Here is a 20,448-nt window from a genome sequence, read left to right as displayed (position 1 = left end):
CTTTCGATTTTCTTGTCATGAATAAATATTTCCTCCTCCTCACTTTCTGTTTTGGTTTAACATTAACCGTTTTTGCCCAAACCAAAAGCAAGAAATTCTCCACCGAAGGCGAGTTTACCAGCAACTGCGAAGGTCCGGCCGTGGACAGTGATGGCAACGTATATGCAGTCAATTTCGCGCGGGACGGGACAGTTGCAATCATGAGTAAAAAAGGAAGCGCGAGCTTTTTTGTGACTTTGCCAAAAGGGAGCACAGGAAATGGGATTCGTTTTGCAGATAAAAACACCTTTTATGTTGCTGATTTTACAGGTCATAATGTCTTGAAGGTCAACTTAATTACGAAGGATATCTCAGTTTTTGCCAACGAGCCCAAGATGAACCAGCCCAATGATCTGGCAATCACGGCGACGGGCCACGTTTTTTGCTCGGACCCAAACTGGAAAGAAGGAACGGGTCAGATCTGGCATGTTTCTCCCGACGGAAAAACGCGGCTGGTTGCTGAAAACATGGGAACGACCAATGGCATTGACATTAGTCCGGATGAAAAAAAGCTTTATGTAAATGAAAGTGTCCAACGGAATGTTTGGGTTTTTGACCTTGCTCCGGACGGCACTTTATCCAACAAAAAACTCCTGCATCAATTTGCAGATGGCGGAATGGACGGCATGCGCTGCGATATCGCGGGTAACCTGTACATTGCCAGACATGGCAAAGGAGAAGTGGCAGTGCTTTCGCCGGAAGGCAAAGTGATCCAGACCATTACGACCATTGGTAAAAAGGTTTCCAACATTTGCTTCGGCGGAAAAAATGGCAAAACCTGTTACATTACTTTGCAGGACCGCGGTTGCCTTGAAACATTCAAAGCCGAAACGGCAGGTCGGGAATGGGCGATGATGAAGGCTTACGAAGCGGGAAGCAAAAAATAATCCTATCCATTTACTGAAATTGAGTCGAGTCCATTGAAAAGACCATTCAGATTTATTTACTTTGTAATTCAAAGTACTTTAAACTAAACGGTTTTAACATTGGAAAATTTAGTACGCTACCTGCAAGGCAATCAGAAAGTCGCGCTTCTTGCGTTTGTTTCGGCCTCCGCGATGACATTACTGTTGTTCAGAATGCTCATTCACAATTGGGATTTCATTTTTCTAGCCTGGAATCTGTTCCTGGCTTGGGTGCCGCTGATCTTTATCAAGTTTGTTTGGGAAAAAGAGTCGCAAAAACAGCTGCCATTCGGTGTATTAATGGTTTTATTGATCATCTGGCTGCTTTTCTTTCCCAATGCACCTTACATTATCACAGATCTGAAACATTTGAAAGGCGCGCCAGAAAATATCATTTGGTACGACGCGCTGATGATCTTCACATTTTCCGTTGCGGGTTTTTTAACGGGCCTTTACAGCATTCGCATTGTGCACCGCATCATCACGCGCCGATGGAACGAGCGACTTGCCTGGCTGGCGATCCTGATCTCCATGGTAATGAGCGGATTCGGTATATTTCTTGGCCGTTACGGACGCTGGAACAGTTGGGACATTGTCACGCAGCCCGGTGCGCTGGCGAGGGGCATTTTTAAGAGTATGCAGGATCCAATGGCCATAAAACACACTTTGACGTTTTCGTTCGTCCTGATGTTGTTGTACTTTGCGTTCCATATTTTCGCAGAACTCAAACAAAATGAACGGACCCATAGATTTTCTTAAAGCCGCGCGCAGTTTTCGCTTTGCGGGTGTGGGTATTTACAATTTATTCCGCTACGAGAACAATGCACGGATCCACCTGATGGCCTGCATCCTGGTCATTATGGCCGGCGTCTTCTTTGATATTTCAGCAATGGAATGGTCGCTGATTATCATTCAGGTTGGGCTTGTTTGGGCTGCTGAGGCGTTTAACACGTCTATTGAAAAGCTTGCAGACCTGGTCTCGCCGGATTATCACCCGATCATCAAGATTGTAAAAGACACGGCCGCAGCAGCTGTTTTAATTCTGGCCATTTCCGCTGTTTTAGTGGGGTCCATTATTTTTATTCCAAAGCTTTTGCTCCTTTTCTCATAACGCATTTTCGCCACCATATGAATCCGAATGAGGACTCTCTGCATACATTAAATGAGATCCGCAGCCTGATGGAGCGGTCTTCCAAATTCTTATCACTAAGCGGGTTAAGCGGCGTTTTCATAGGCATTTTTGCGCTCATAGGAGCGGGAGCAGCCTATGTAAAATTCAAAACCGATTGGCTCGCCGACATTGCATCGCCAGTTGCTCCTTATGGCAATGACAGTCAGCAGGAGGTTGCCCGGTTTTTGATTCTGGACGGCTTTTGTGTGCTTTTGTTTTCACTGGCAGCAGGCATTATTCTGACTGTTCGCAAAGGAAGAAAACGAGGGCTTACCGTCTGGAACGGAAGCTCAAAAAGACTTTTGGCAGGAATGCTTGTTCCGCTTTTGACCGGTGGCATTTTTTGCCTGGCCATGCTGCTTCATCACCGCATGATCTGGATTGTATTTCCGGCGACATTGATATTTTACGGCATTGCACTGGTGAATGCCAGCAAATTCACTTATCCGGAGCTTTTTTACATGGGCATCTGTGAAATTGCGCTCGGCGGCCTAACCCTTTTTCTCACAAATTATTCGTTGCTCTTTTGGTCGCTGGGCTTTGGCGTGTTGCACATTGTTTACGGACTTGCCATGTATAACCGCTACGAACGCGAGAAGATCAGCACCAATAAAACAGTCACAAAAGGGCTTATGTGCATCGGGTTGCTAATGTTTTCGTTGGCTAGCAACGGCCAAACGGTTTCCGACAGCGCGGTGGTGATGGCTAAGAAATGGTATGACAAAGAGACGATTTACCTGCAAAGTGGAAACAGTTTTGTGAAAGGCAATGTGTTATACCGGGGACAAAAAGCGCTCAGGAACGAGTTTGTTCTTTCGCCCGGCGGAATTGAACTTTATAAAAAGTCCAGACGCACGAGAGGCGTTGCGTTTGTGTTATCCATGGCAGGCGTGATTGGCTCCGTCAATTCGCTCGTCTCGGGAAACAGGAATAGTGTCAAGACCTTTTTCTGGGTTTCGTTAGGCACCGGGTTTGTTTCAACATTGCTTACGACCCGCGCCAACAATCAACGCGATCAGGCGGTGTGGCTGCGTAACCGGGATGCCATGCTTTTTATGGAGCTCAATAAATAGAATGTTGCTGAATATGGTTAATGAGCCGGTTAAAATGGAGTGGTTAGAGAAGTTTAATAAAGTCTTTGAAAGTAAAATCAGGCTTGGGCTCATGTCTGTGCTCGTGGTGAACGACGCCCTGAGTTTCAACGAATTGAAAGAACTTCTGCAACTAACCGACGGCAACCTGGCATCACATTTAAAAGCATTGGAAGAGACAAAATACATTGAATTCCAGAAACAATTCCTCGGGAGAAAGCCATTAACAACTTATAAAGCAACCGAAGCGGGCCACAAAGCATTTACGGACCATCTGCAAGTGCTGGAAAACATGATCCGTCAGAACTTGTAGCAAAGAAAAAGGGCAATCTCCATCCGGAAATTGCCCTTTTCTTTGTGTTATTAACATTTAGAACTTCAAAGGAACCGAGAAGCCCGCTTTATCCCATTGGAAATCAAGTGACGTTGCCGTTGATTTGAAGGTAAGTTTTTCTTCTGATGTTGAATAAGTTTTGCTTGGCACAGTTACTGTCAAAACATCCTTGCCTTTATTTTTCTCGTAATCATATGCGCCGGATTGTCCCAAAACGCTGTTTAAAATGACTGTCCATTCTTTTTCACCAGGAATTGTGAAAAGGCTGTAAGTGCCTGCTTTCACAGCTTTGCCACCAAACATTCCGTCTTTTTTGAACGTAATTTCAGTGGAAGCATTAGCGCCGGTTCTCCATACTTTGCCATATTTTTCCAAGCTTTCGCTTCCTTCTTTGCCAAATAAAACCCGTCCTTTTTTGGCAGGCTGGCCATATGCAATGCTAACATTCGGGCCATCAGTTGTAACTCTCGGGCTTTGTGCTGCGGCCCATGACAATGCGATTAATGAAAGGAAAAGCGTCAAAAATGTGGTTTTCATACTACTCAAATGGATTATAGGTTGTGGATTAATTAAACTGAGGCGAAATACGCAATTCAAAAGTTGTTAACCAAGCCGCGTAGTTCCAAAATTGACATAATGCAGTGACATTAACGTTGATTAACATATCCAACAATTGTAATCATGGTTTTTTGCGATTTCAAGCTATATTTGAATAATGACTTCTGATGCAAACCCCAACGTAAAGACCCGCTTTTTTGATACTAAAATTGAGTTTCTCAAAGGCGTAGGCCCGCAAAAGGCAGCCCTGCTCAATCAGGAACTGGGCATTTTTACCTTTGGGGATCTTATCCAGCATTATCCTTTTCGACACGAAGACCGGACGGTTTTTCATAAAATCAAAGACCTGAATGAACAGCTTCCTTCGGCGCAGATCAAAGGCCGGCTAAGGGAGTGGACGCTGACAGGTGAGGGGAACAAAAAAAGGCTCGTCGCTTATTTCACGGACGGCACCGGCATGCTGGAACTCGTTTGGTTTCAGAGCATTGCATGGTATGAAAAAAATCTGCGTCCGAATACAGAATACATTGTTTTTGGAAAACCCGTTGCATTCGGTGGCCGGTGGAGCATTACGCATCCCGAGCTGGACCTAATAACGCCGGAGAATGAGCACGGCGGTTCCTGGCAACCGATTTATCCGCTTACCGAAAAGCTGCGCAGGAAATTCATAGAAAGCCGCGCGATAAGCCGGATGATGAAATCGCTGCTCGAAATAGCCCGGCCGCACATTCGCGAAACACTTCCTGAAACGCTCGTTCAAAAATACAGGCTTGTTTCGAAGGCTGATGCATTGTGGAATTTTCATCTGCCGCAAAGTGCGCAATGGCTGCATCAGGCGCAGCGCAGACTGAAATTTGAGGAGCTTTTTTATAATCAATTCCGGCTTATCAAGAATAAGCTGCTGCATAAAACGGAATATCCGGGGCTTGTTTTTGGTCATACAAATCTTGTCAAACAGTTTTATGAGCATCATTTGCCCTTCACGCTAACGAATGCGCAGAATACGCGTGCTTGCCGAAATCCATGCTGATCTTAAAACGGGGAAGCAAATGAACCGGCTGCTGCAAGGCGACGTGGGCTCCGGAAAGACGATCGTGGCGTTTATTTCAATGCTTTTTGCATTGGATAATGATGCGCAGGCTTGCTTAATGGCACCGACAGAAATCCTCGCAGATCAGCATTATCAGGGTTTGAGAAAATTTGCCGATCTGCTTGGTGTCAACATTTGTAAACTGACTGGCTCGACCAAGAGAAAAGACAGAGAGTTGATCCATAAGCAATTGCTGGACGGTTCTATGCACATTATTGTCGGAACACATGCGCTGATCGAAGACATTGTCCAGTTCAAGAATCTCGGGCTTTGCATTATTGATGAGCAGCACCGTTTCGGGGTGGCGCAGAGAGCCAAACTTTGGGCTAAAAACAGCCACATTAACCCGCATATGCTGGTAATGACAGCGACGCCGATCCCACGCACATTGGCCATGACGCTTTATGGCGATCTCGACATTTCGGCGATTAATGAGCTGCCGGCAGGACGTAAGCCGATCAAAACGGTTCATCGCTATGATGCGCACCGGTTATCAGTTTTTGGTTTTTTGAAAGATGAGATTGCCAAAGGCAGACAGATTTATATGGTGTATCCATTGATCGAAGAATCCGAAAAAATGGATTTGAAGGACTTAATGGACGGCTATGAAAGCGTGTCGAGGGCATTCCCCGATGTTCCGATCAGCATTCTGCACGGCAAAATGAAGTCTGCCGATAAGGACTTTGAAATGGCGCGTTTTGTGCGTGGAGAAACCAAAATTATGGTGGCGACAACTGTTATCGAGGTTGGTGTGAATGTGCCTAATGCCTCTGTAATGGTGATTGAAAATGCTGAAAGGTTCGGTTTATCGCAGTTGCACCAGCTGCGCGGCAGGGTAGGGCGAGGCGCTGAGCAATCTTACTGTATTCTGATCACCGATTACAAAATCAGCAAGGAGACGAAGCTGCGAATTGAAACCATGTGCAGAACCAATGATGGATTTGAAATTGCGGAAGTGGACCTTCAATTGCGCGGACCGGGAGACTTGTCAGGGACCCAGCAAAGCGGACTTCTGGACTTGTTGGTGGCGAATTTGGCGCAGGACGGCGAAATCTTAAAAGCGGCCAGGCAATCGGCGGAGGAGATTCTGAATGCAGATCCTGATCTGCTCCAACCGGTTAATCATCCCATTCGTGCGCATATTGAGCATATGGGAAAAGAAGCGACCAATTGGAGCAGGATCAGTTAGCTATTAAGGCTTGATCTCATAAATTTCTTTTGAAAACTCAAATGTCTGCGGACAGCGTCACGTGCAATGCTGCCCCCAGCGAAGTTGCGTAAGGCAGATCGGTTGCATACACACTGTGGTTCGGATAATTTGCAGCAATCAGCTTTGTGAAAATCTCGTTTCTGGCAAAACCCCCGTCAATGTAAATCGCCTGGACATCATTCACAGCGATCAGATCCAATGAAACAAACAGCAATGTTGTCAATCCCTTTAAAAGATGGTGATAAGCATGTTCTGCGGATACAAAAGCGCTGATTTGCCATTCCTGAGGGCTTGGTTCAGGAAACGGCCCGTTTCCAGTCATGCATGCTGTGTAAAATGGCGGCGTATCTGCTTTTAATATGTCCGCGTCGTAGGCAACATTTTTGTAAAAATCAGGCTCTACGCGGAAATATTCTGCAATCCTGGCGACCTGATAATCGTGTTCTCTTCCCAAAAACAGACGTGAAGCTGTAACTCCGCTCCCTTCCGGCGTAAGATAATTCATGCAATCGCGTTCCAGCTGATAAGAAGTCATCGGCTTGGAAGCGAAGGAGTTGAAATTGATACACCATGTTCCGGTCGATAGCAGCACAAATGGCTTTTTAACCGCCATACGGTAAGGAATCAACGCAGAAGAACTGTCATGCAATCCGAAACCGGACTGAATGCCTTTTTCATTATGTCTGTAAATAAATGAAGACGAAGCCAGAACGGGTGCCAGCTTTTTATGGATGCCTTCGTCCTTAACCCAATCATGATAATCCCACATTTCAAAACTCCATAGCGCAGTATGACACCCAAGCGACGTGTAATCGCTCACTTTTCGGCCCGTAAGGAGATAAAGGATGTATTGCGGTAAATGTAATGTGGATACAATCTGCTTGTAAATGTCCGGTTTCGTGTGTTTCAGCCAATATAACTGCATACCCGAGTTCAGCATGCCCATCGCAGGTGAGCCGGTCTGAAGCGAAAGCCTTGTCGGGTCGCCGTATGTGCTGTAAAACTGTCTTAAAAGATCCTCAGGGAATGGTTTCAAATAAGAATACAGAGGCGTCAAAGGCTTATTTGAAGCATCCAGATGCACTAAACTTGCTCCGTATGCGGCAACATTGACGGCCTTAATGTCGTATTGCGGATTGTCCAATAATGCAGCCCAGCGATCCTGGACCCAATTTGTTAGCAGTTCAATATCTTCGGTCGGGAACCCGTCTTCGTCGGTTGTCTCCGGAAGTGACTCTGAAAATTCATCTATAATCTGATACTTTTCGTCAAAAAGTATGTACTTTTTATTGGTCCTGCCAATGTCAAAAACCGCTGTTACCTTCATTATTTGAATGCGATATCATTTTTTTATCCGGAAATGTATTTTTCGGTTAATATAGTGACTTTACGTTAAAACCAATACCCTTACCCGTTCATTTAAAATCTTGCAATCACTACGTGTTAGCGGTTTTTTCTAAACTGCTTTTTCGAGGATTGGTTTGAAAACCTTTGTCCATCGACGGTAACCTTCTTCGTTCATATGAAGGCTGTCGCTCACGAAAATGCTGCCGTCGGGCCTGCCATTTTTGATCATAACCGGCCACACATCTATATAATGATGTTTTTTGTCTTTCTTAATGTAATCCTGGATCAGCTGATTGGCTTTTATCACATTGTCTTTTTTAGCCCATCGGGAAGGAGAAGGTTTCAAAGACACAAAATACAGCTGCACATCGGGAAACTTCGCACGCACGAGTTTGACAAACGTTACATATTCGTCTCTCACTTGTTCGGGTGACTTCGGTTTCTTGCCAAACATGTCGTTTTCACAATAAGTCACAACTGTTTTGGGATTGTATTTTAACACATTGCGCGGCGCATAATGAATAACTTCCGGGAATGTAGAACCGCCGAAGCCACGGTTGATAATGGGCAGAGGAGCCAGATCTTCGGATGCGGTTTGCCATTTGGTAAATGAGGAACTTCCCGTAAAAACGATCCCGCCCGGAGCAGGCATTTTCTCTGCATCTTTCTTTTCGAATGCTTCAATCGATGCCTCAGATCTTTTAATGTCGTAATCCGGCTGCCAGGGTTCGCCGAGGTTTGCCGTATTGGGTTTGTGACAAGCGCCTAGCCAGACGACAGAAAGAAGCAGGAAGTATTTTTTCATTCAGAATTAAAAAAGTGGATATACCAGAGAAGGCATATCCACCATATTTTTAATGTAAAAACTCGAAAAAATTAGCTTTCAGACCAATTCAGTTAGCTAAAAAATAGCGTAGTCCAAGCCCAACGCTGGGGAATGTGAAGGAAGGGGACAACTGGTAACTTACTTGATTAAATTTTGCTGTAATCTCGGACGCCACATAGTCGCTGTTCGTCTTAATATAGCCGACGGAAATTGGACTGGCGAAACCCAAAGTTGCATCAAGCCACCACTTTTCTGACAACTTATAATATATGCCTGCATTTACTCCAAGGCCCAGTGTTGTCGTATATGTCCGTTTATCAATTTCATATCCTTGTTCGCTCAACCGTTCTTTTTTGTAAAAGAAATTAACGTTTACATTAGGTCCGGCGTAGATTCCTATTTTCTCGTTAAAGTGTTTGTAAAATTGCCAAAACCTGGCAACGCCGCCGCCATATTCATTGATTCCGCTATCGGTCTCGCCCTGGCCATCGACGTAACGCAATGATTTTCCTCCTCGTAAATATCCATTCAGATTCCAGCCCGCAGCTCTGGTCTGGGTCTTGAATTTTCCAATTCCAATGTTGATATTTCCACCGAAGTTATGAGTGGCTTCTGTCATATCAGGATTGTTGTTTTGAAAATTTAAACGAATTCCGCCTGAAATAAAACGCCTTCCTTCAAGCTGGGCCATTACGGCAGTTGCCGTGCAGATCCTGAAGTAACAGAATGAGTAAAGTTAATTTTTTCATGTCGCCAATTAATTAGATTTTTGAATGTACCATGCTGCCCTCACCGTAAAATACTGCTGAATTTCAGATCTCAGCCCGGTCTGAAAGCTGACAGCGTTGTTATCGTTTAAGTTTTGATAAGAAAGGTTTAGATTAAAAACACTGACGTCCGATTCCAGCCAGAATCGCGGTGTCAGCCGATAAGCAATGCCGGGCACAATGTTAAGTCCTGCTCCATAGCCGTTCTCGTATTCAGATTCTCCATCATTGGTGACTTTTGTTCGCACATAATTCAGATTGACTCCGGAATGTACATATAGCAACCATTTTGGGCTAAGCGACTTGTATTTCCTTAGATATGGAGTCAAATTCACAGCAATGCCGTTGTATTTATATTTATTTTCTGCCCCGGACAAATTGTTTTTTCCCTTGGAAAAGCTGATGGAGGGACTGAGATCAATGCCGAACATTGTATTATCCTTAAAAAACCAGCCGGTTCTCAGGGACGGATAAATGTTTACAGAGCTGCCGTCCTGCTTGTAAGACGACTGGTAATCTTGGTTGTATTTCTCTCCATTCGAAGCGATTGTCGCACCCCAGTATCGAGTACCTTTTTGAAGCTGCGCCTGCACCGTGCCGACCAGGCACATTGTGCCTAGCGACATTAAGAGGATAGTTTTTTTCATATAGCTGATGTTTTTAGTTAGTGAAAGCAAGATAATAATCTTTATGTAACCAATTAGTTATTTAACTTTATTTAAAGGAATATTACAAAAAAAGAGGCGGTGATAAGTCACCGCCTCTTAAATATTACCGATACCAAATTTAACCTAACAATCTTTTATATCTTAAAATACACCCGTCCAGTTGCCCTGGCGGTAATATTGCAATAACCGCTGCTGCATTAAATAATCATATTTGGCCTGAATGGCATTGGCCTGCGCTTTCGCAAGATTTGCCTTGGCAAGCGAGTATTCAAAAATATTTGCAATTCCTGCATTCAACTTGCTCTCCACAACTGCGAAACTGGCTGTTAAGGATTCCACTTGCCCTTCCGCGGCGGCATGCTTATCGGCCATTGCAGCCAGGTTGAGCACCGCAAGTTCAATGGCTTGTCTCAACTGCTGATTGGTTACATCCAATGTGTTCTGCGCCTGACGTTCCTGCACTTTGGCCAGTTCAACGCGTGGCCGCGTCACCCAGCGACCCATAATTGGAATGGTAAGACTTACGCCAACGGCCCCGTTACGCGTGGCATTCAGCTGTTTGAAGTAATCGAGATTGGTGTTGGTAGAAGCGTAAAATGCTCTGATATTTGCGCCCAAACTAAGGGATGGATAATTGTCTGCTTTAATGCTTTTGACCTGATATGCAAAGCTTTGTCGGTAAAGTTCAGCGCTGCGCAGTTCTGGAAAAGTTTTTTGCGCATCTTCGTAAATGGCCACTGCGTTGTCAGCTTGTGAAACGGTTTCTTTGGGTGTTAATGGCTCAAATTCAACCTTGTCATCGGGTGTAATATTGATTCTTTGAAACAAAGCGAGCCGCGCCGTCCGGTAATTGTTCAATGCAGTCACCTGGTCAAATTTATCATTTGCAAGCTGCGCCTTAATCTCGTATAATAAATTAGATCCGATGGTTCCGGCGTCCACTTGCTTGGAAACGCGGTCAACTTGCTGAGCGGAGGATTCTACTTGTTGGTTTGCGGCTTCGAGCAATGCTTTTGTTGCCAACACATTCACATAACCCTGCATGAGTAAAACCGTTTGCGCATTCAAAACAGCAGTGCGATTTTCGGCCGCAGATTCTTTCAATAAAACACCCTGACGAATCTGATTTTGTAATTTAAAACCCTGAAAAATCGGAATGTTAACACCCGTTCCAAGCGCATTATAGCTGTAAACCTCATCTATATACGCATTGGTATATTGGTCAATGCTGCGACCGATATTTAAGCTTTGATCGGCTGTAATTGCAATTTGCGGTAAGATCTGCGAGCGTGTTTGGCGTAATTGAGCCTGTGCTGCCTCTGCTTGCAAGCTTCCCTGACGATAAGTTAGGTTGTTTTTTACCAGCAAGTCCACACATTCGGCGAGACTCAGCGTCGATTGCGCCTTTCCGAAAACGGGAAGAAGGCAAAAAAGCAAAATTAAATGTTTCATGGCTAATAAATTGTTAGGCTAACCACCCGTCTTTCAAGCGTACAACCCGGTTTCCGTAACCGGCATTGACTTCGGAGTGGGTTACCTGGACGATGGTGACTTTGTCTTCCTGGTTAAGTTTTTGAAATAATTCCATAATCTCGATGGATTGCTCCGAATGCAGGTTTCCTGTTGGTTCGTCGGCAAATATCACTTTTGGGTTATGAACAATGGCACGCGCAACGCCTACTAATTGTTGCTGTCCGCCTGAAAGCTGGTGCGGAAAAAGATCCTTTTTTGCAACCATATTGAACCGGTCCAAGCAACTCGGCAACTCTGCTTTTCCGCTCAGAACCAGATGTTCCTTTGTATAGAAGCGGAGTTTCAATGTTTTCATAAACAGTTAGTTCGTCGATCAAATGGTAAGCCTGAAATACAAAACCAATGTGGTGACGATGCAATTCTGTGCGCTTTTTTTCAGTCAATTTTTGAACAGGCTCATCTAGGAAAAGATACTCGCCTTCCGAAGGCTCTTCGAGCAAACCCAGAATATGTAATAAGGTCGATTTTCCTGAACCGGACGGCCCCATGATCGATACAAATTCTCCTTCTTTAATGTTTAAATCAATGTGGCGTAAAACATAAGTCTTGCCAAAACCTGCCGGATAATATTTGGATATCTTTTCTAACTTAATCATAGAATTTTTAGGTTTGAGATTTTTGGTATAATTACAGACTAGCTATTTTAAAAGCAAATGCCTACACCGCCGTCTCTTATGCCAATCCTATTTTAAAAAGCCTTGCCACGCGGGTAAGAACCTGGTTTACAGTTATCTTTGTTTTGTTTTAAAAGGCAATCGTCCGAATTCGTACAAAATGTGTACGGTATCGAACGATCTGGAATGACCATCAAAAATGACTGGAAACTACGACTCAGAACGGAGTGAAACGACCGGATTTTTCATCGCAGCGCGAAACGCCTGACCAGAAACGGTAACGATTGTGATCGCAAAAGCCAAGGCGCCGGCCAATGCAAACATCCACCAAGACAAGTCGATCCGGTAAGCGAATTCCTGTAACCACAAGCGCATGAAATAGGAGCTTGTAAAGCAGGCAATGGCAAAAGAGATCGAAAGAATTCAGGGCAAATTCCCGTGAAAAGAGCATTGCAATCTCGCATGCAGTGGCGCCCAAAACCTTTCGTATTGCTGTTTCCCGGGCTCTTCTTGCTGTGGATAAATGTGCCAATCCGAACAAGCCGAGACAGCAAACAAATATGGATATGGCAGCTGCAAAGGCAATGATCTTTTGCCAGCGCATATCATTTTGATATTCCAATGCATTTTGTTCATCTAAGAAGCGAAAGTCGAACACCGCACCAGGATTTACTTTCTTGAATGTGCGTTCCAATAATGCAATTGCCTCCGATTGGTTTACTGTTTGGAGCTTAACCCAAATTGCATCACCGCCATAATGTTTGCTCATCGGCATGATTATCGGCTGAATACGCTGCCTGAGCGATCCATAATGAAAGTCCTTCAGGACGCCTACGTATCGTCAGCCGATTCCCGAAATAAGAGTCTGGCTTGATCTGCATGCCAATCGGATTTTTCAAGCCTGCTGCTTTTACAAATGCCTCATTAACGAGGATGCCTGACTGCATATCGAATTGGGAATTCTCTGAGAGATTTCTGCCTTTGATAATCTTAATTTGAAGAGTGGTCAGATAATTTGCGTCAATTGTCCGGTAATACGAAAGTGTCTTCCGCCCATTCATTTCCGCGTCACGAAATCCGAATTCTCCTGCGAGTGAAACGTCTTTTACTGACGGGTTATCTTTCAGCTCAAACCTGAAATTGTCTGTAATCTGCTGCGCATTCCGCAGGCCGGAAATACTAATTTTAATCAAATGATTGGGATTGTAACCCAGATCTTTCTCATTGATAAATCGCATTTGAGTGTAGAAAACCAGCGTCGCAATGCCGAGTGAGATGGCAATGACGAATTGAAAAATGATCAAACTCCTGCCCAACGTATTTTTTTGAGGATAATGTCTGACGCTTGTAAAGTGCCTGAATGGGATCAAAGTTGGAAAGTAAATAAGCCGGATAAAGACCGGAAATCAGCGTGTTAGCAACAAAAACCAATGTTAATGACAACAACAATGAAGGTCTGGCAACTTGTAGTAATGTGAGCTGTTTGTTCGCCAATTGATTGTAAACGGGCAAAATTGCAATTGCCAAGCCAACAGCGAGGATGAGCGCAAGAAGGTTGAGCACAGCAGATTCTCCCATTAATTGCAGAATAATGCCTCCTTTTCCGCCGCCTGTTACTTTTCTAATCCCGACTTCTTTTGCGCGCTTCATTGCGTCGGCAATGCTGAGATTGATGAAGTTAATGCTCGCCATCAGCAGGATAAAGCAAGTTATGCCAAGAAAAATATAGCCGTAAATCGGTTTACTGCCATTAATGACACCGCCTTCCCGGTTTTGATTGGAAATTTCTTGTGGATTGAGGTGGATATCAGTGATCCGCTGTAAATCGTAAGTGATAGATCCTTGATTTCCTTGTGATGCGAGCAATTCCGATCCGGAATTCAGCTTATGAATCTGATTAAACTTACTTATAACGGCGTTCCGGTCCGCAAGCGGATGCAGGACTACGAATGTGCCCAGGTAAGCGTTCAGCCAGCTTTTATCTTGAAAAGAAAGTTGTAAAAACTGAAATGGTGAAATGATGTCAAACTGGATCGAAGAATTGGCAGGCGGATTTGCCACCACAGCCGAAACGACCAGTGGCTTTCCTATACGCAGAACAGATGGATCGGAGTCCATTTGCAGCGTCTTTCCCACCGCATCGGTCTGATTAAAGAGTCGGAGTGCAGTCTTTTCAGTCAGGACAACTGCATTTGCAACATTCAACGCCGTTCTCGGATCGCCATGACTGATTTTGAAAGTAAAGACGTCAAAAAATGATGAGTCTGCAAAAAGCTGCTGCACTTTCAGCGCCTTGTTTCCTGCGCGCACATCTGTATAAATGTCTCCACCCATCAAGCGAACATAGGATTGTATTTCTGGCACTTGCGACATGAACATTGGTCCCTGAACCTGACCTGTGCCACCAGTGGTTACGGTTTGCTCTTTGGTCGCATTTGTCGTTGTGATCCTGTATAAATCAGGATTATGCTGATGGAAGTCGTCATAATTCCATTCGTCGGCCATGTAAATAGTCGCCAGCAAAACGCAAGTGGTGCCGACTGCAAGTCCGGTTAAGTTGATAATGGCATAGAGTCGTGTTTGCCATAAATGGCGAAACGCAACTTTCAGGAAAGTTTTAAACATAGATCAGGAAGCAATTTCCATTTTGTAACCGACGCCGTGAACAGCAGAAATTTTGACTGCGGGTTCGTGCGCAAGGAGTTTTCGGAGCCTCGAAACAAATACATCAACACTTCGGCCAACGATCACGCCTTCATCTTCCCAAACCGATTTGAGGATGAAATCACGGTCCAGCACCTGGTTAATGTGTTTAGTAAAAAGCGCAAGCAGTTTGGTTTCACGATACGTGAGCTGGTGGAGCGAGCCGCCGGAAGCTAATGTTTGGTTGGTCACATCAAATGTTGCGTTGCCGATCAGAATATGCGGTTTGATTGGTTCCACCTTTGGCGTTTCAACTTTGGATTCAGATTGTTTGGTGTGCCTGCTTTTTTTCCAAACAATGTAGCCAAGTCCCGCCAGCAATGTTCCGAAAGGCAGCGCCCACCAGTTGTTTCCGGTAGACGCTTCCATTTTTTCAGGCAAAAAACTGATCTGCAATTCATAGCAACCTGGTTGCCGGGCGCGCCCGCGACAAGGCACGCCACCTTTCTGGTTCAGGTCGAGGAAGTTGTAACCAAGCTGTAAATCACCGCTTTTGCAACTGACAACGGCAACATTATAACCACGCTCAATCTGCTGCATTTGCAGCGACTCTTTCAGCAGTTCAGGGAGATTTTCATAGTCGAAAACATGCTCCATGCGAATTGAAAATGTATTGGCATCCAGCTGTTTAACTGGCGGGATCATTGATGTGGAGTCGCCGTTTCTGGCCAATAGCAAATGTGCCGTCCGCCTCAATGCAATGTTCGCTTTTTCTGCAAACCGGAAATTTTCATTGTTTGCAATGGCGAAATTATTGGCGAGGCAAATGGTAAAAATGATCAGTAAGAAACTGAGTTTCCTAGTCCATCTCCATTTTTCAAATTCCTGCATTTGCATGAGAATCAGCGTCATTATTGATTAAATAAATTTCTTGCAATCCAGTCAGGATCAGCAGCCACCTTTCTTTTTTATTGAAATTGAACCATATAAATTGCGGTGTAAGCTGACTGCTTTTTACGGTTATGACCCGCCGTTCGATCGGATCGTTTTTGTCAGCAGGTTCAATGATGATTTGGTCGCCTGCCTGCGCTGGTTTCAAAAGTTCGTAAATGTCCGATTCAAAAACGGGATTCTTATGGGCATAAGCCTCGCCATTCACAATTCTTCCGTCCCGTTTCAGATAAATTAAAAACGGGATCTTGGAAATTTTCTCAGTGCCTGGATTTGCTTTTATTAAAGACAATTTGCCCGCACGCGCCGACGAAAGTTCTGCCGGGCTTACTGAGCGGCCATTTAACACAAGCGGACTGCTGTAAAATCCATCCAAATATTCCTTTGGCAATGCAACCGATGGAGACAGCGAAAAAAGCAGCGTTAGCGCGGGGATGAAATTCCAGATCTTGTTTTTCATGATGCAATTGTCTTGTTTTTGATAAATTTTTGAACTGCATCAAATGTATAATAACCTGAAAATGCCTTGATTAAATGCCTGTAAAACATTGTAAATGAAATGTAAAAGTTCGAGATGTAGTCGAAAATGCTGGCCGATTGTATCCTGACAATAATTTACATCAATTTTTACCCAAAACAGAACATTATCGCGCTTCAATCGTGTTACGAAATTGAACACCACACCATTGATTTGAAAACAGTCGCTTCCCAAGATCCCTACGCAGCACTGCGCTATTCCGATTTCAGGTTTTTTATATCCAATTCCTTTCTTTTTTCTGCCTCAATTCTTATTCAGGAGGTTATCGTGGCTTATGAGCTTTACAAACTCACGCACGATCCGCTGGCGCTGGGATTGATCGGGCTCGCGCAGGTTATTCCGTTTGTGATCACGTCGATTTTTGGCGGTTATGTCGCTGATCAGAAGAATAAAATTACCATTATGCACATTAGTCTGGTGGTCATTTTGCTTGGTTCCGTAATCCTTTATATGGCGTTTCAGCCATTCATTTACGACGCACTTTCACAGACGCCGCATTTGATTGTGATATATTCAGTTTTCGCGCTAATCGGTTTTGCAAAAGGCTTTTATTCACCGGCTTCCAGTTCCTTGAAACCGTTTCTCGTGCCGAGAGCAATCTATCATAATTCGTCCACTTGGAGCAGTTCGTTCTCACAAGCCGGCTCCATTACCGGGCCAGCAATCGCCGGTTTCCTTTACGCTTACATGGGTTTGACGGACACATTACTGATTGTAATCGGGAATTTCGTTGTCTGCTGGATTTTATTGGGAATGATCAAAACGCTGTCCTGAAATGCCGAAAATTTCCGCGCCGATCATGGAAAGCCTCAAAGAAGGTTTTCGGTTTGTTTTCCGCACGAGGATCGTCCTATATGCGATTTCACTTGATCTTTTTTCCGTGCTTTTTGGCGGCGTAGTTGCTATTTTGCCAGTCTTTGCAGAAGATATTTTAAAAGTCGGTCCGGAAGGGTTAGGCTTGCTGCGCGCGGCTCCGTCCATCGGCTCGCTCGTTACATTGTTTGCAATGGCTTATTATCCGCCCACGCACAATGCCTGGCGCAATATGCTGATCGCGGTGGCAGGATTTGGGGTTTTTACGATTGTCTTTTCGTTGTCAACTAATTTTTTACTGTCTTGCGGCGCATTATTTGCAACCGGCGTTTTTGATAGCGTGAGCGTAATTGTGCGGCAAACTATCCTGCAAATTTATCCGCCTGATGAAATGCGTGGCCGGGTCGCGGCGGTCAACGGAATATTCGTGAGTTCCTCCAACGAGCTCGGCGCTTTTGAATCCGGCGCAATGGCAAAAGCCTTCGGAACAGTGCCGTCCGTCATGGCCGGCGGCATCCTCACCATCATCGTCGTCACCTACATTTATCTGCATTCCAAGGATCTGTTTTCCGTCCGGCTGAGTTAGTGAAGCATTTGTTTTTTTATTAACTTGGCCTATATATCAATTGTTATACACGGTGTCAAATTCCAAACGATCACATGAAAATAGTCGGCTGAGCAGTGTGCAAATCAGCTTATTGCGGCTTTTCGAACAGGGCATCAGCGAGTCTGAGGAGCTTGAAGTTCGTAAAATGCTCATGGATTATTTTGACCACGGGCTACAAAAAGAATTGGATCAGGTTTTAGACCAAAAAAAGTACTCAACTCAGGATTATCATAAGATGCTTTCGGATGACAATTTCAAGACCCGCCTAATCACTCGCTCCGCAAGCTCTTTACCGGGTCCATTAATGCTGCTTTTGTCGTTTGCAAACATACGAGCACGGTGATAACAATGGTGAAACCCAGTCCAACCAGGGCGAATGTTTGCCAGGTCATTTCAATGCGATATGCGTAGGTTTCGAGCCAGCGTTTCATGGCGATGAATGCTAATGGGAAGGAGATTAGCATGGCTAAAAACATGACCAGCAGGAATTCTTTCAAAAACAGCATTACAATTCCAGCTCCCGAAGCTCCCAGGACTTTCCTGATGCCCAGCTCCCGTGTTCGGCGTGCGACGCTCAGCGAAACCATTCCCAAAACACCCAACAAGACAATAACAACGGACAGCACTGTCGCAACTTGAGACGCTTTTTTCAATTGCGTTTCGGTCTGATAAAGCCTTTGCAATGTATCGTCCATGAACGAATATTCGAATGGCGCGTCCGGCATAAGCGTTCGCCATTTGTTTTCAATCGCCGACATTGATTCACCCAAATTAGAAGGATTAAGCCTGAAAGTGAGAAACCGGAATGCGTTGCCGCTTTTTACATGGAAAAAAGCGACTGGTTTAATTTCCTGATGCACCGATGCGAAGTTGAAATCCTTGCAAACGCCATCAATCGTGAGCGTCTCCGGAATGTTGTCCACCCGCACTTGGGCGCCAACCGCACTTTCAATGTTCTTGAATCCCAAGGCTTTAACCGCCGTTTCATTCAAAACAATCTTATCTGGCTGGTATGCGCTTTGTCCAGCATTGAAGAATTTGCCAGTTAACATTTTGATCTGATAAGTGTCCGCATACTTTTCGTCGGTGCTCAGAAATTGGGTGTGCACCGCCTGCGTTGAGTCCTGTCCCGACTTGTACAAACCAGCATGCCCGCCGTTGTTTCCGTTGGGGATTTCATAGGACAAACTGACATTCTTCACTTCTTTTAGCCGTGAAAATTCATCTCTGATCCCTTCCATTTTGGCCAATCCTTCGGGCGTCCAGTCGCGTGGGACGGCAATGTTCACGAGTGATTCCTTGTTGTAACCCAGATCTTTACTGAAAAAATAATCAACCTGACCGGAAATGATCATGGCGCCTGCAAAAACAAAAAGTGCAATTGCGAACTGAGAAGCAATAAGAATCCGCCTTAACCGAACATTCTCTTTGATGGATTTCAATTTACCTTTCATCGAATCGACGGACGATATGCCCGAAAGTACAAACGCCGGATAAGCTCCTGCTATCAAGCCGATTAGCAAAGCACACAACACAGGCATTGCGACTGAATAAGGAAATAAGGACAATGTTGACGCCAATGGTTTTCCCAAAACATCAGCAAAGGGCGAACGCGCCATTTCGTAAAAAACGACAGAAAGCAACATTGCAAAAAGCGCCAAAAGGACTGATTCAGCCAAAAATTGCCCTATAAGCTGCTTTTTCAAACTTCCCAACACTTTTCTCACGCCGATCTCTTTCAATCGGGAAGATGATTTGCCGATAGAAATGTTCACAAAATTGACAATCGCCATCAGCAGTATAAAGAGCGTTACGCCCGATAACGTAAGAATCATTTTGCGGACTAATCCATCATTAACCTCACGATAATAATCCACTAATGGCGTGAAATAAACTTGAAGATTAGCACGCAAGTTCGCTGATGCGTGTGTTGCGAGTGTTTGCGCGAGCGGCTTTTTGAGGTCATTAATGTCAACGCCATCTTGCAGCTCAATGTATGAGATCATGTACGGAAAATCCCAGTTGTCTTCTGCGCCTTTCCGGCCTTCCAGACTGCTTAAAGGGATAAAAACACCAACTGGTTTTGGAAGTAATCCGGTTACCGAATTGTTCGGCAAATCTTTTAATATGGCTGTAATTTCAAACTCTTGCTTGCCGCCAATGAAGTTATGAAGCGTCAATGTTTCACCAATTACGTCGCTTTTTCCAAAGTATTTTAATGCTTTCTCCTCTGTTATCGCAACGGAATTCACACGGTTTAATGCAGTGCGGGCGTCGCCATGCAAAAGTGGAAAGCCATACATGGAAAGTAAGGTCGAATCGCCCGTCTGGATCTCTTCCCGGAAATGTTTGTCGTTTTTGGAAACTGCCACAGTAATGCCATCATAGCGATAGAAGTTCGCAACAAGGTTCGGATAGTCGGTTTTCAAAGTTTCACCCAGCGGCCCGAGCGTTGCCATATCGACGCCCATATCCGGATTTTTCCATTTGCTGCGAATAATGTATTGATTTTCCGCGTTGCGCAGGTCTTTATTGACTTTCAGCTCACCCCATACATAGCTCATAATGAGGAAAGTAAAAGTCATACCGACGGAAAGGCCAAAGATCATGACGAGAGAATAGAACTTGCGTTTAAGCAGGTTGCGCCATGCGATTTTGAAGTAGTTCTGGATCATTCTCAAAACTAGGCAAAAATCTTAGCGCCAGGTTTTGAAAATGAGCCGTTTAACTATTTTTAACTAAT

17 protein-coding genes and 3 pseudogenes are annotated in these 20,448 nt (G+C 44.6%); 7 read left to right on the top strand and 13 right to left on the bottom strand.

Annotated elements, in window-relative coordinates:
- Positions 1–17 precede the first annotated feature (17 nt).
- From AC0IYG_RS27095 to AC0IYG_RS27075, 5 genes are all read left to right on the top strand, one after another.
- Entirely contained in the window at positions 18–926 is a 909-nt protein-coding gene (locus AC0IYG_RS27095) for an SMP-30/gluconolactonase/LRE family protein (protein ID WP_471714217.1), read from the top strand.
- Positions 927–1,025: 99 nt separating this feature from the next.
- Entirely contained in the window at positions 1,026–1,703 is a 678-nt protein-coding gene (locus tag AC0IYG_RS27090) for a DUF1361 domain-containing protein (RefSeq protein WP_471714216.1), read from the top strand.
- Entirely contained in the window at positions 1,678–2,055 is a 378-nt protein-coding gene (locus tag AC0IYG_RS27085) for a diacylglycerol kinase family protein (protein WP_471714215.1), read from the top strand. Before AC0IYG_RS27090 ends, AC0IYG_RS27085 begins: the two co-directional genes overlap by 26 nt.
- 17 nt (positions 2,056–2,072) lie before the next feature.
- Complete coding sequence (locus tag AC0IYG_RS27080) at positions 2,073–3,188, top strand: hypothetical protein (RefSeq protein WP_471714214.1); 1,116 nt, start codon at positions 2,073–2,075, stop codon at positions 3,186–3,188.
- A 34-nt stretch (positions 3,189–3,222) separates the two neighbouring features.
- Entirely contained in the window at positions 3,223–3,519 is a 297-nt protein-coding gene (locus AC0IYG_RS27075; protein WP_471714213.1) for a winged helix-turn-helix domain-containing protein, read from the top strand.
- A 57-nt stretch (positions 3,520–3,576) separates the two neighbouring features.
- Here the strand turns inward: AC0IYG_RS27075 and AC0IYG_RS27070 are convergent, their stop codons facing one another.
- A complete protein-coding gene (locus AC0IYG_RS27070; protein ID WP_471714212.1) occupies positions 3,577–4,077 on the bottom strand; it encodes a DUF2911 domain-containing protein in 501 nt (166 codons plus the stop codon).
- Between the two features lie 178 nt (positions 4,078–4,255).
- On the opposite strand from AC0IYG_RS27070, the pseudogene recG reads away from it, so the two are divergent.
- Positions 4,256–6,377 (top strand): annotated as a pseudogene (gene recG / locus AC0IYG_RS27065) (ATP-dependent DNA helicase RecG).
- Between the two features lie 37 nt (positions 6,378–6,414).
- On the opposite strand, the gene AC0IYG_RS27060 reads toward recG, so the two are convergent.
- From AC0IYG_RS27060 to AC0IYG_RS27010, 11 genes and pseudogenes are all read right to left on the bottom strand, one after another.
- Positions 6,415–7,725, bottom strand: a complete 1,311-nt coding sequence (locus AC0IYG_RS27060; RefSeq protein ID WP_471714211.1) for an FGGY-family carbohydrate kinase — start codon at positions 7,723–7,725, stop codon at positions 6,415–6,417.
- A gap of 129 nt (positions 7,726–7,854) precedes the next feature.
- A complete protein-coding gene (locus AC0IYG_RS27055; RefSeq protein WP_471714210.1) occupies positions 7,855–8,550 on the bottom strand; it encodes a GDSL-type esterase/lipase family protein in 696 nt (231 codons plus the stop codon).
- An 88-nt stretch (positions 8,551–8,638) separates the two neighbouring features.
- Positions 8,639–9,262: a hypothetical protein gene (locus tag AC0IYG_RS27050; protein ID WP_471714209.1), complete on the bottom strand. Its 624-nt coding sequence runs from the start codon at positions 9,260–9,262 to the stop codon at positions 8,639–8,641.
- 66 nt (positions 9,263–9,328) lie between these two features.
- Positions 9,329–9,985 (bottom strand): hypothetical protein, encoded by a 657-nt coding sequence (locus tag AC0IYG_RS27045; RefSeq protein ID WP_471714208.1) that lies wholly within the window; start codon positions 9,983–9,985, stop codon positions 9,329–9,331.
- A gap of 162 nt (positions 9,986–10,147) precedes the next feature.
- The gene (locus tag AC0IYG_RS27040; protein ID WP_471714207.1) at positions 10,148–11,458 is read right to left on the bottom strand and encodes a TolC family protein; all 1,311 of its coding nucleotides are present in this window, start codon (positions 11,456–11,458) and stop codon (positions 10,148–10,150) included.
- A 13-nt stretch (positions 11,459–11,471) separates the two neighbouring features.
- Positions 11,472–12,135, bottom strand: a pseudogene (locus AC0IYG_RS27035) (ABC transporter ATP-binding protein).
- Positions 12,136–12,370: 235 nt separating this feature from the next.
- Entirely contained in the window at positions 12,371–12,922 is a 552-nt protein-coding gene (locus tag AC0IYG_RS27030) for an ABC transporter permease (RefSeq protein ID WP_471714206.1), read from the bottom strand.
- Entirely contained in the window at positions 12,900–13,391 is a 492-nt protein-coding gene (locus tag AC0IYG_RS27025) for an ABC transporter permease (protein WP_471714205.1), read from the bottom strand. Before AC0IYG_RS27025 ends, AC0IYG_RS27030 begins: the two co-directional genes overlap by 23 nt.
- Positions 13,375–14,778 carry an ABC transporter permease gene (locus AC0IYG_RS27020; protein ID WP_471714204.1) on the bottom strand — a complete coding sequence of 468 codons (1,404 nt, stop codon included), beginning with the start codon at positions 14,776–14,778 and terminating at the stop codon, positions 13,375–13,377. Before AC0IYG_RS27020 ends, AC0IYG_RS27025 begins: the two co-directional genes overlap by 17 nt.
- Before the next feature lie 3 nt (positions 14,779–14,781).
- Entirely contained in the window at positions 14,782–15,708 is a 927-nt protein-coding gene (locus AC0IYG_RS27015) for a winged helix-turn-helix domain-containing protein (RefSeq protein ID WP_471714203.1), read from the bottom strand.
- Positions 15,674–16,207 (bottom strand): hypothetical protein, encoded by a 534-nt coding sequence (locus AC0IYG_RS27010; protein ID WP_471714202.1) that lies wholly within the window; start codon positions 16,205–16,207, stop codon positions 15,674–15,676. The genes AC0IYG_RS27015 and AC0IYG_RS27010 overlap by 35 nt, the downstream gene beginning before the upstream one ends.
- Before the next feature lie 231 nt (positions 16,208–16,438).
- Here AC0IYG_RS27010 and AC0IYG_RS27005 point away from each other — a divergent pair.
- A pseudogene (locus AC0IYG_RS27005) lies at positions 16,439–17,684 on the top strand (MFS transporter).
- Between the two features lie 290 nt (positions 17,685–17,974).
- Here the strand turns inward: AC0IYG_RS27005 and AC0IYG_RS27000 are convergent.
- On the bottom strand, positions 17,975–20,380 hold the full coding sequence (locus AC0IYG_RS27000) for an ABC transporter permease (protein WP_471714201.1): 2,406 nt from the start codon (positions 20,378–20,380) through the stop codon (positions 17,975–17,977).
- Positions 20,381–20,448: the final 68 nt, after the last annotated feature.

It is taken from the genome of Dyadobacter sp. AC419 (assembly GCF_979253085.1).
The sequence above is the reverse complement of the archived record's forward strand: the minus strand, read 5'-3'. Positions and strand labels throughout refer to the sequence as shown.

What these genes read in the sequence shown, in the direction of transcription:
- AC0IYG_RS27070 (WP_471714212.1), bottom strand. Translation starts at nt 4,077, where the DNA reads ATGAAAACCACATTTTTGACGCTTTTCCTTTCATTAATCGCATTGTCA.
- AC0IYG_RS27015 (WP_471714203.1), bottom strand. Translation starts at nt 15,708, where the DNA reads ATGACGCTGATTCTCATGCAAATGCAGGAATTTGAAAAATGGAGATGG.
- AC0IYG_RS27075 (WP_471714213.1), top strand. Translation starts at nt 3,223, where the DNA reads ATGGAGTGGTTAGAGAAGTTTAATAAAGTCTTTGAAAGTAAAATCAGG.
- AC0IYG_RS27095 (WP_471714217.1), top strand. Translation starts at nt 18, where the DNA reads ATGAATAAATATTTCCTCCTCCTCACTTTCTGTTTTGGTTTAACATTA.
- AC0IYG_RS27080 (WP_471714214.1), top strand. Translation starts at nt 2,073, where the DNA reads ATGAATCCGAATGAGGACTCTCTGCATACATTAAATGAGATCCGCAGC.
- AC0IYG_RS27025 (WP_471714205.1), bottom strand. Translation starts at nt 13,391, where the DNA reads ATGCGATTTATCAATGAGAAAGATCTGGGTTACAATCCCAATCATTTG.
- AC0IYG_RS27010 (WP_471714202.1), bottom strand. Translation starts at nt 16,207, where the DNA reads ATGAAAAACAAGATCTGGAATTTCATCCCCGCGCTAACGCTGCTTTTT.
- AC0IYG_RS27060 (WP_471714211.1), bottom strand. Translation starts at nt 7,725, where the DNA reads ATGAAGGTAACAGCGGTTTTTGACATTGGCAGGACCAATAAAAAGTAC.
- AC0IYG_RS27040 (WP_471714207.1), bottom strand. Translation starts at nt 11,458, where the DNA reads ATGAAACATTTAATTTTGCTTTTTTGCCTTCTTCCCGTTTTCGGAAAG.
- AC0IYG_RS27055 (WP_471714210.1), bottom strand. Translation starts at nt 8,550, where the DNA reads ATGAAAAAATACTTCCTGCTTCTTTCTGTCGTCTGGCTAGGCGCTTGT.
- AC0IYG_RS27000 (WP_471714201.1), bottom strand. Translation starts at nt 20,380, where the DNA reads ATGATCCAGAACTACTTCAAAATCGCATGGCGCAACCTGCTTAAACGC.
- AC0IYG_RS27085 (WP_471714215.1), top strand. Translation starts at nt 1,678, where the DNA reads ATGAACGGACCCATAGATTTTCTTAAAGCCGCGCGCAGTTTTCGCTTT.
- AC0IYG_RS27050 (WP_471714209.1), bottom strand. Translation starts at nt 9,262, where the DNA reads ATGGCCCAGCTTGAAGGAAGGCGTTTTATTTCAGGCGGAATTCGTTTA.
- AC0IYG_RS27020 (WP_471714204.1), bottom strand. Translation starts at nt 14,778, where the DNA reads ATGTTTAAAACTTTCCTGAAAGTTGCGTTTCGCCATTTATGGCAAACA.
- AC0IYG_RS27045 (WP_471714208.1), bottom strand. Translation starts at nt 9,985, where the DNA reads ATGAAAAAAACTATCCTCTTAATGTCGCTAGGCACAATGTGCCTGGTC.
- AC0IYG_RS27030 (WP_471714206.1), bottom strand. Translation starts at nt 12,922, where the DNA reads ATGAGCAAACATTATGGCGGTGATGCAATTTGGGTTAAGCTCCAAACA.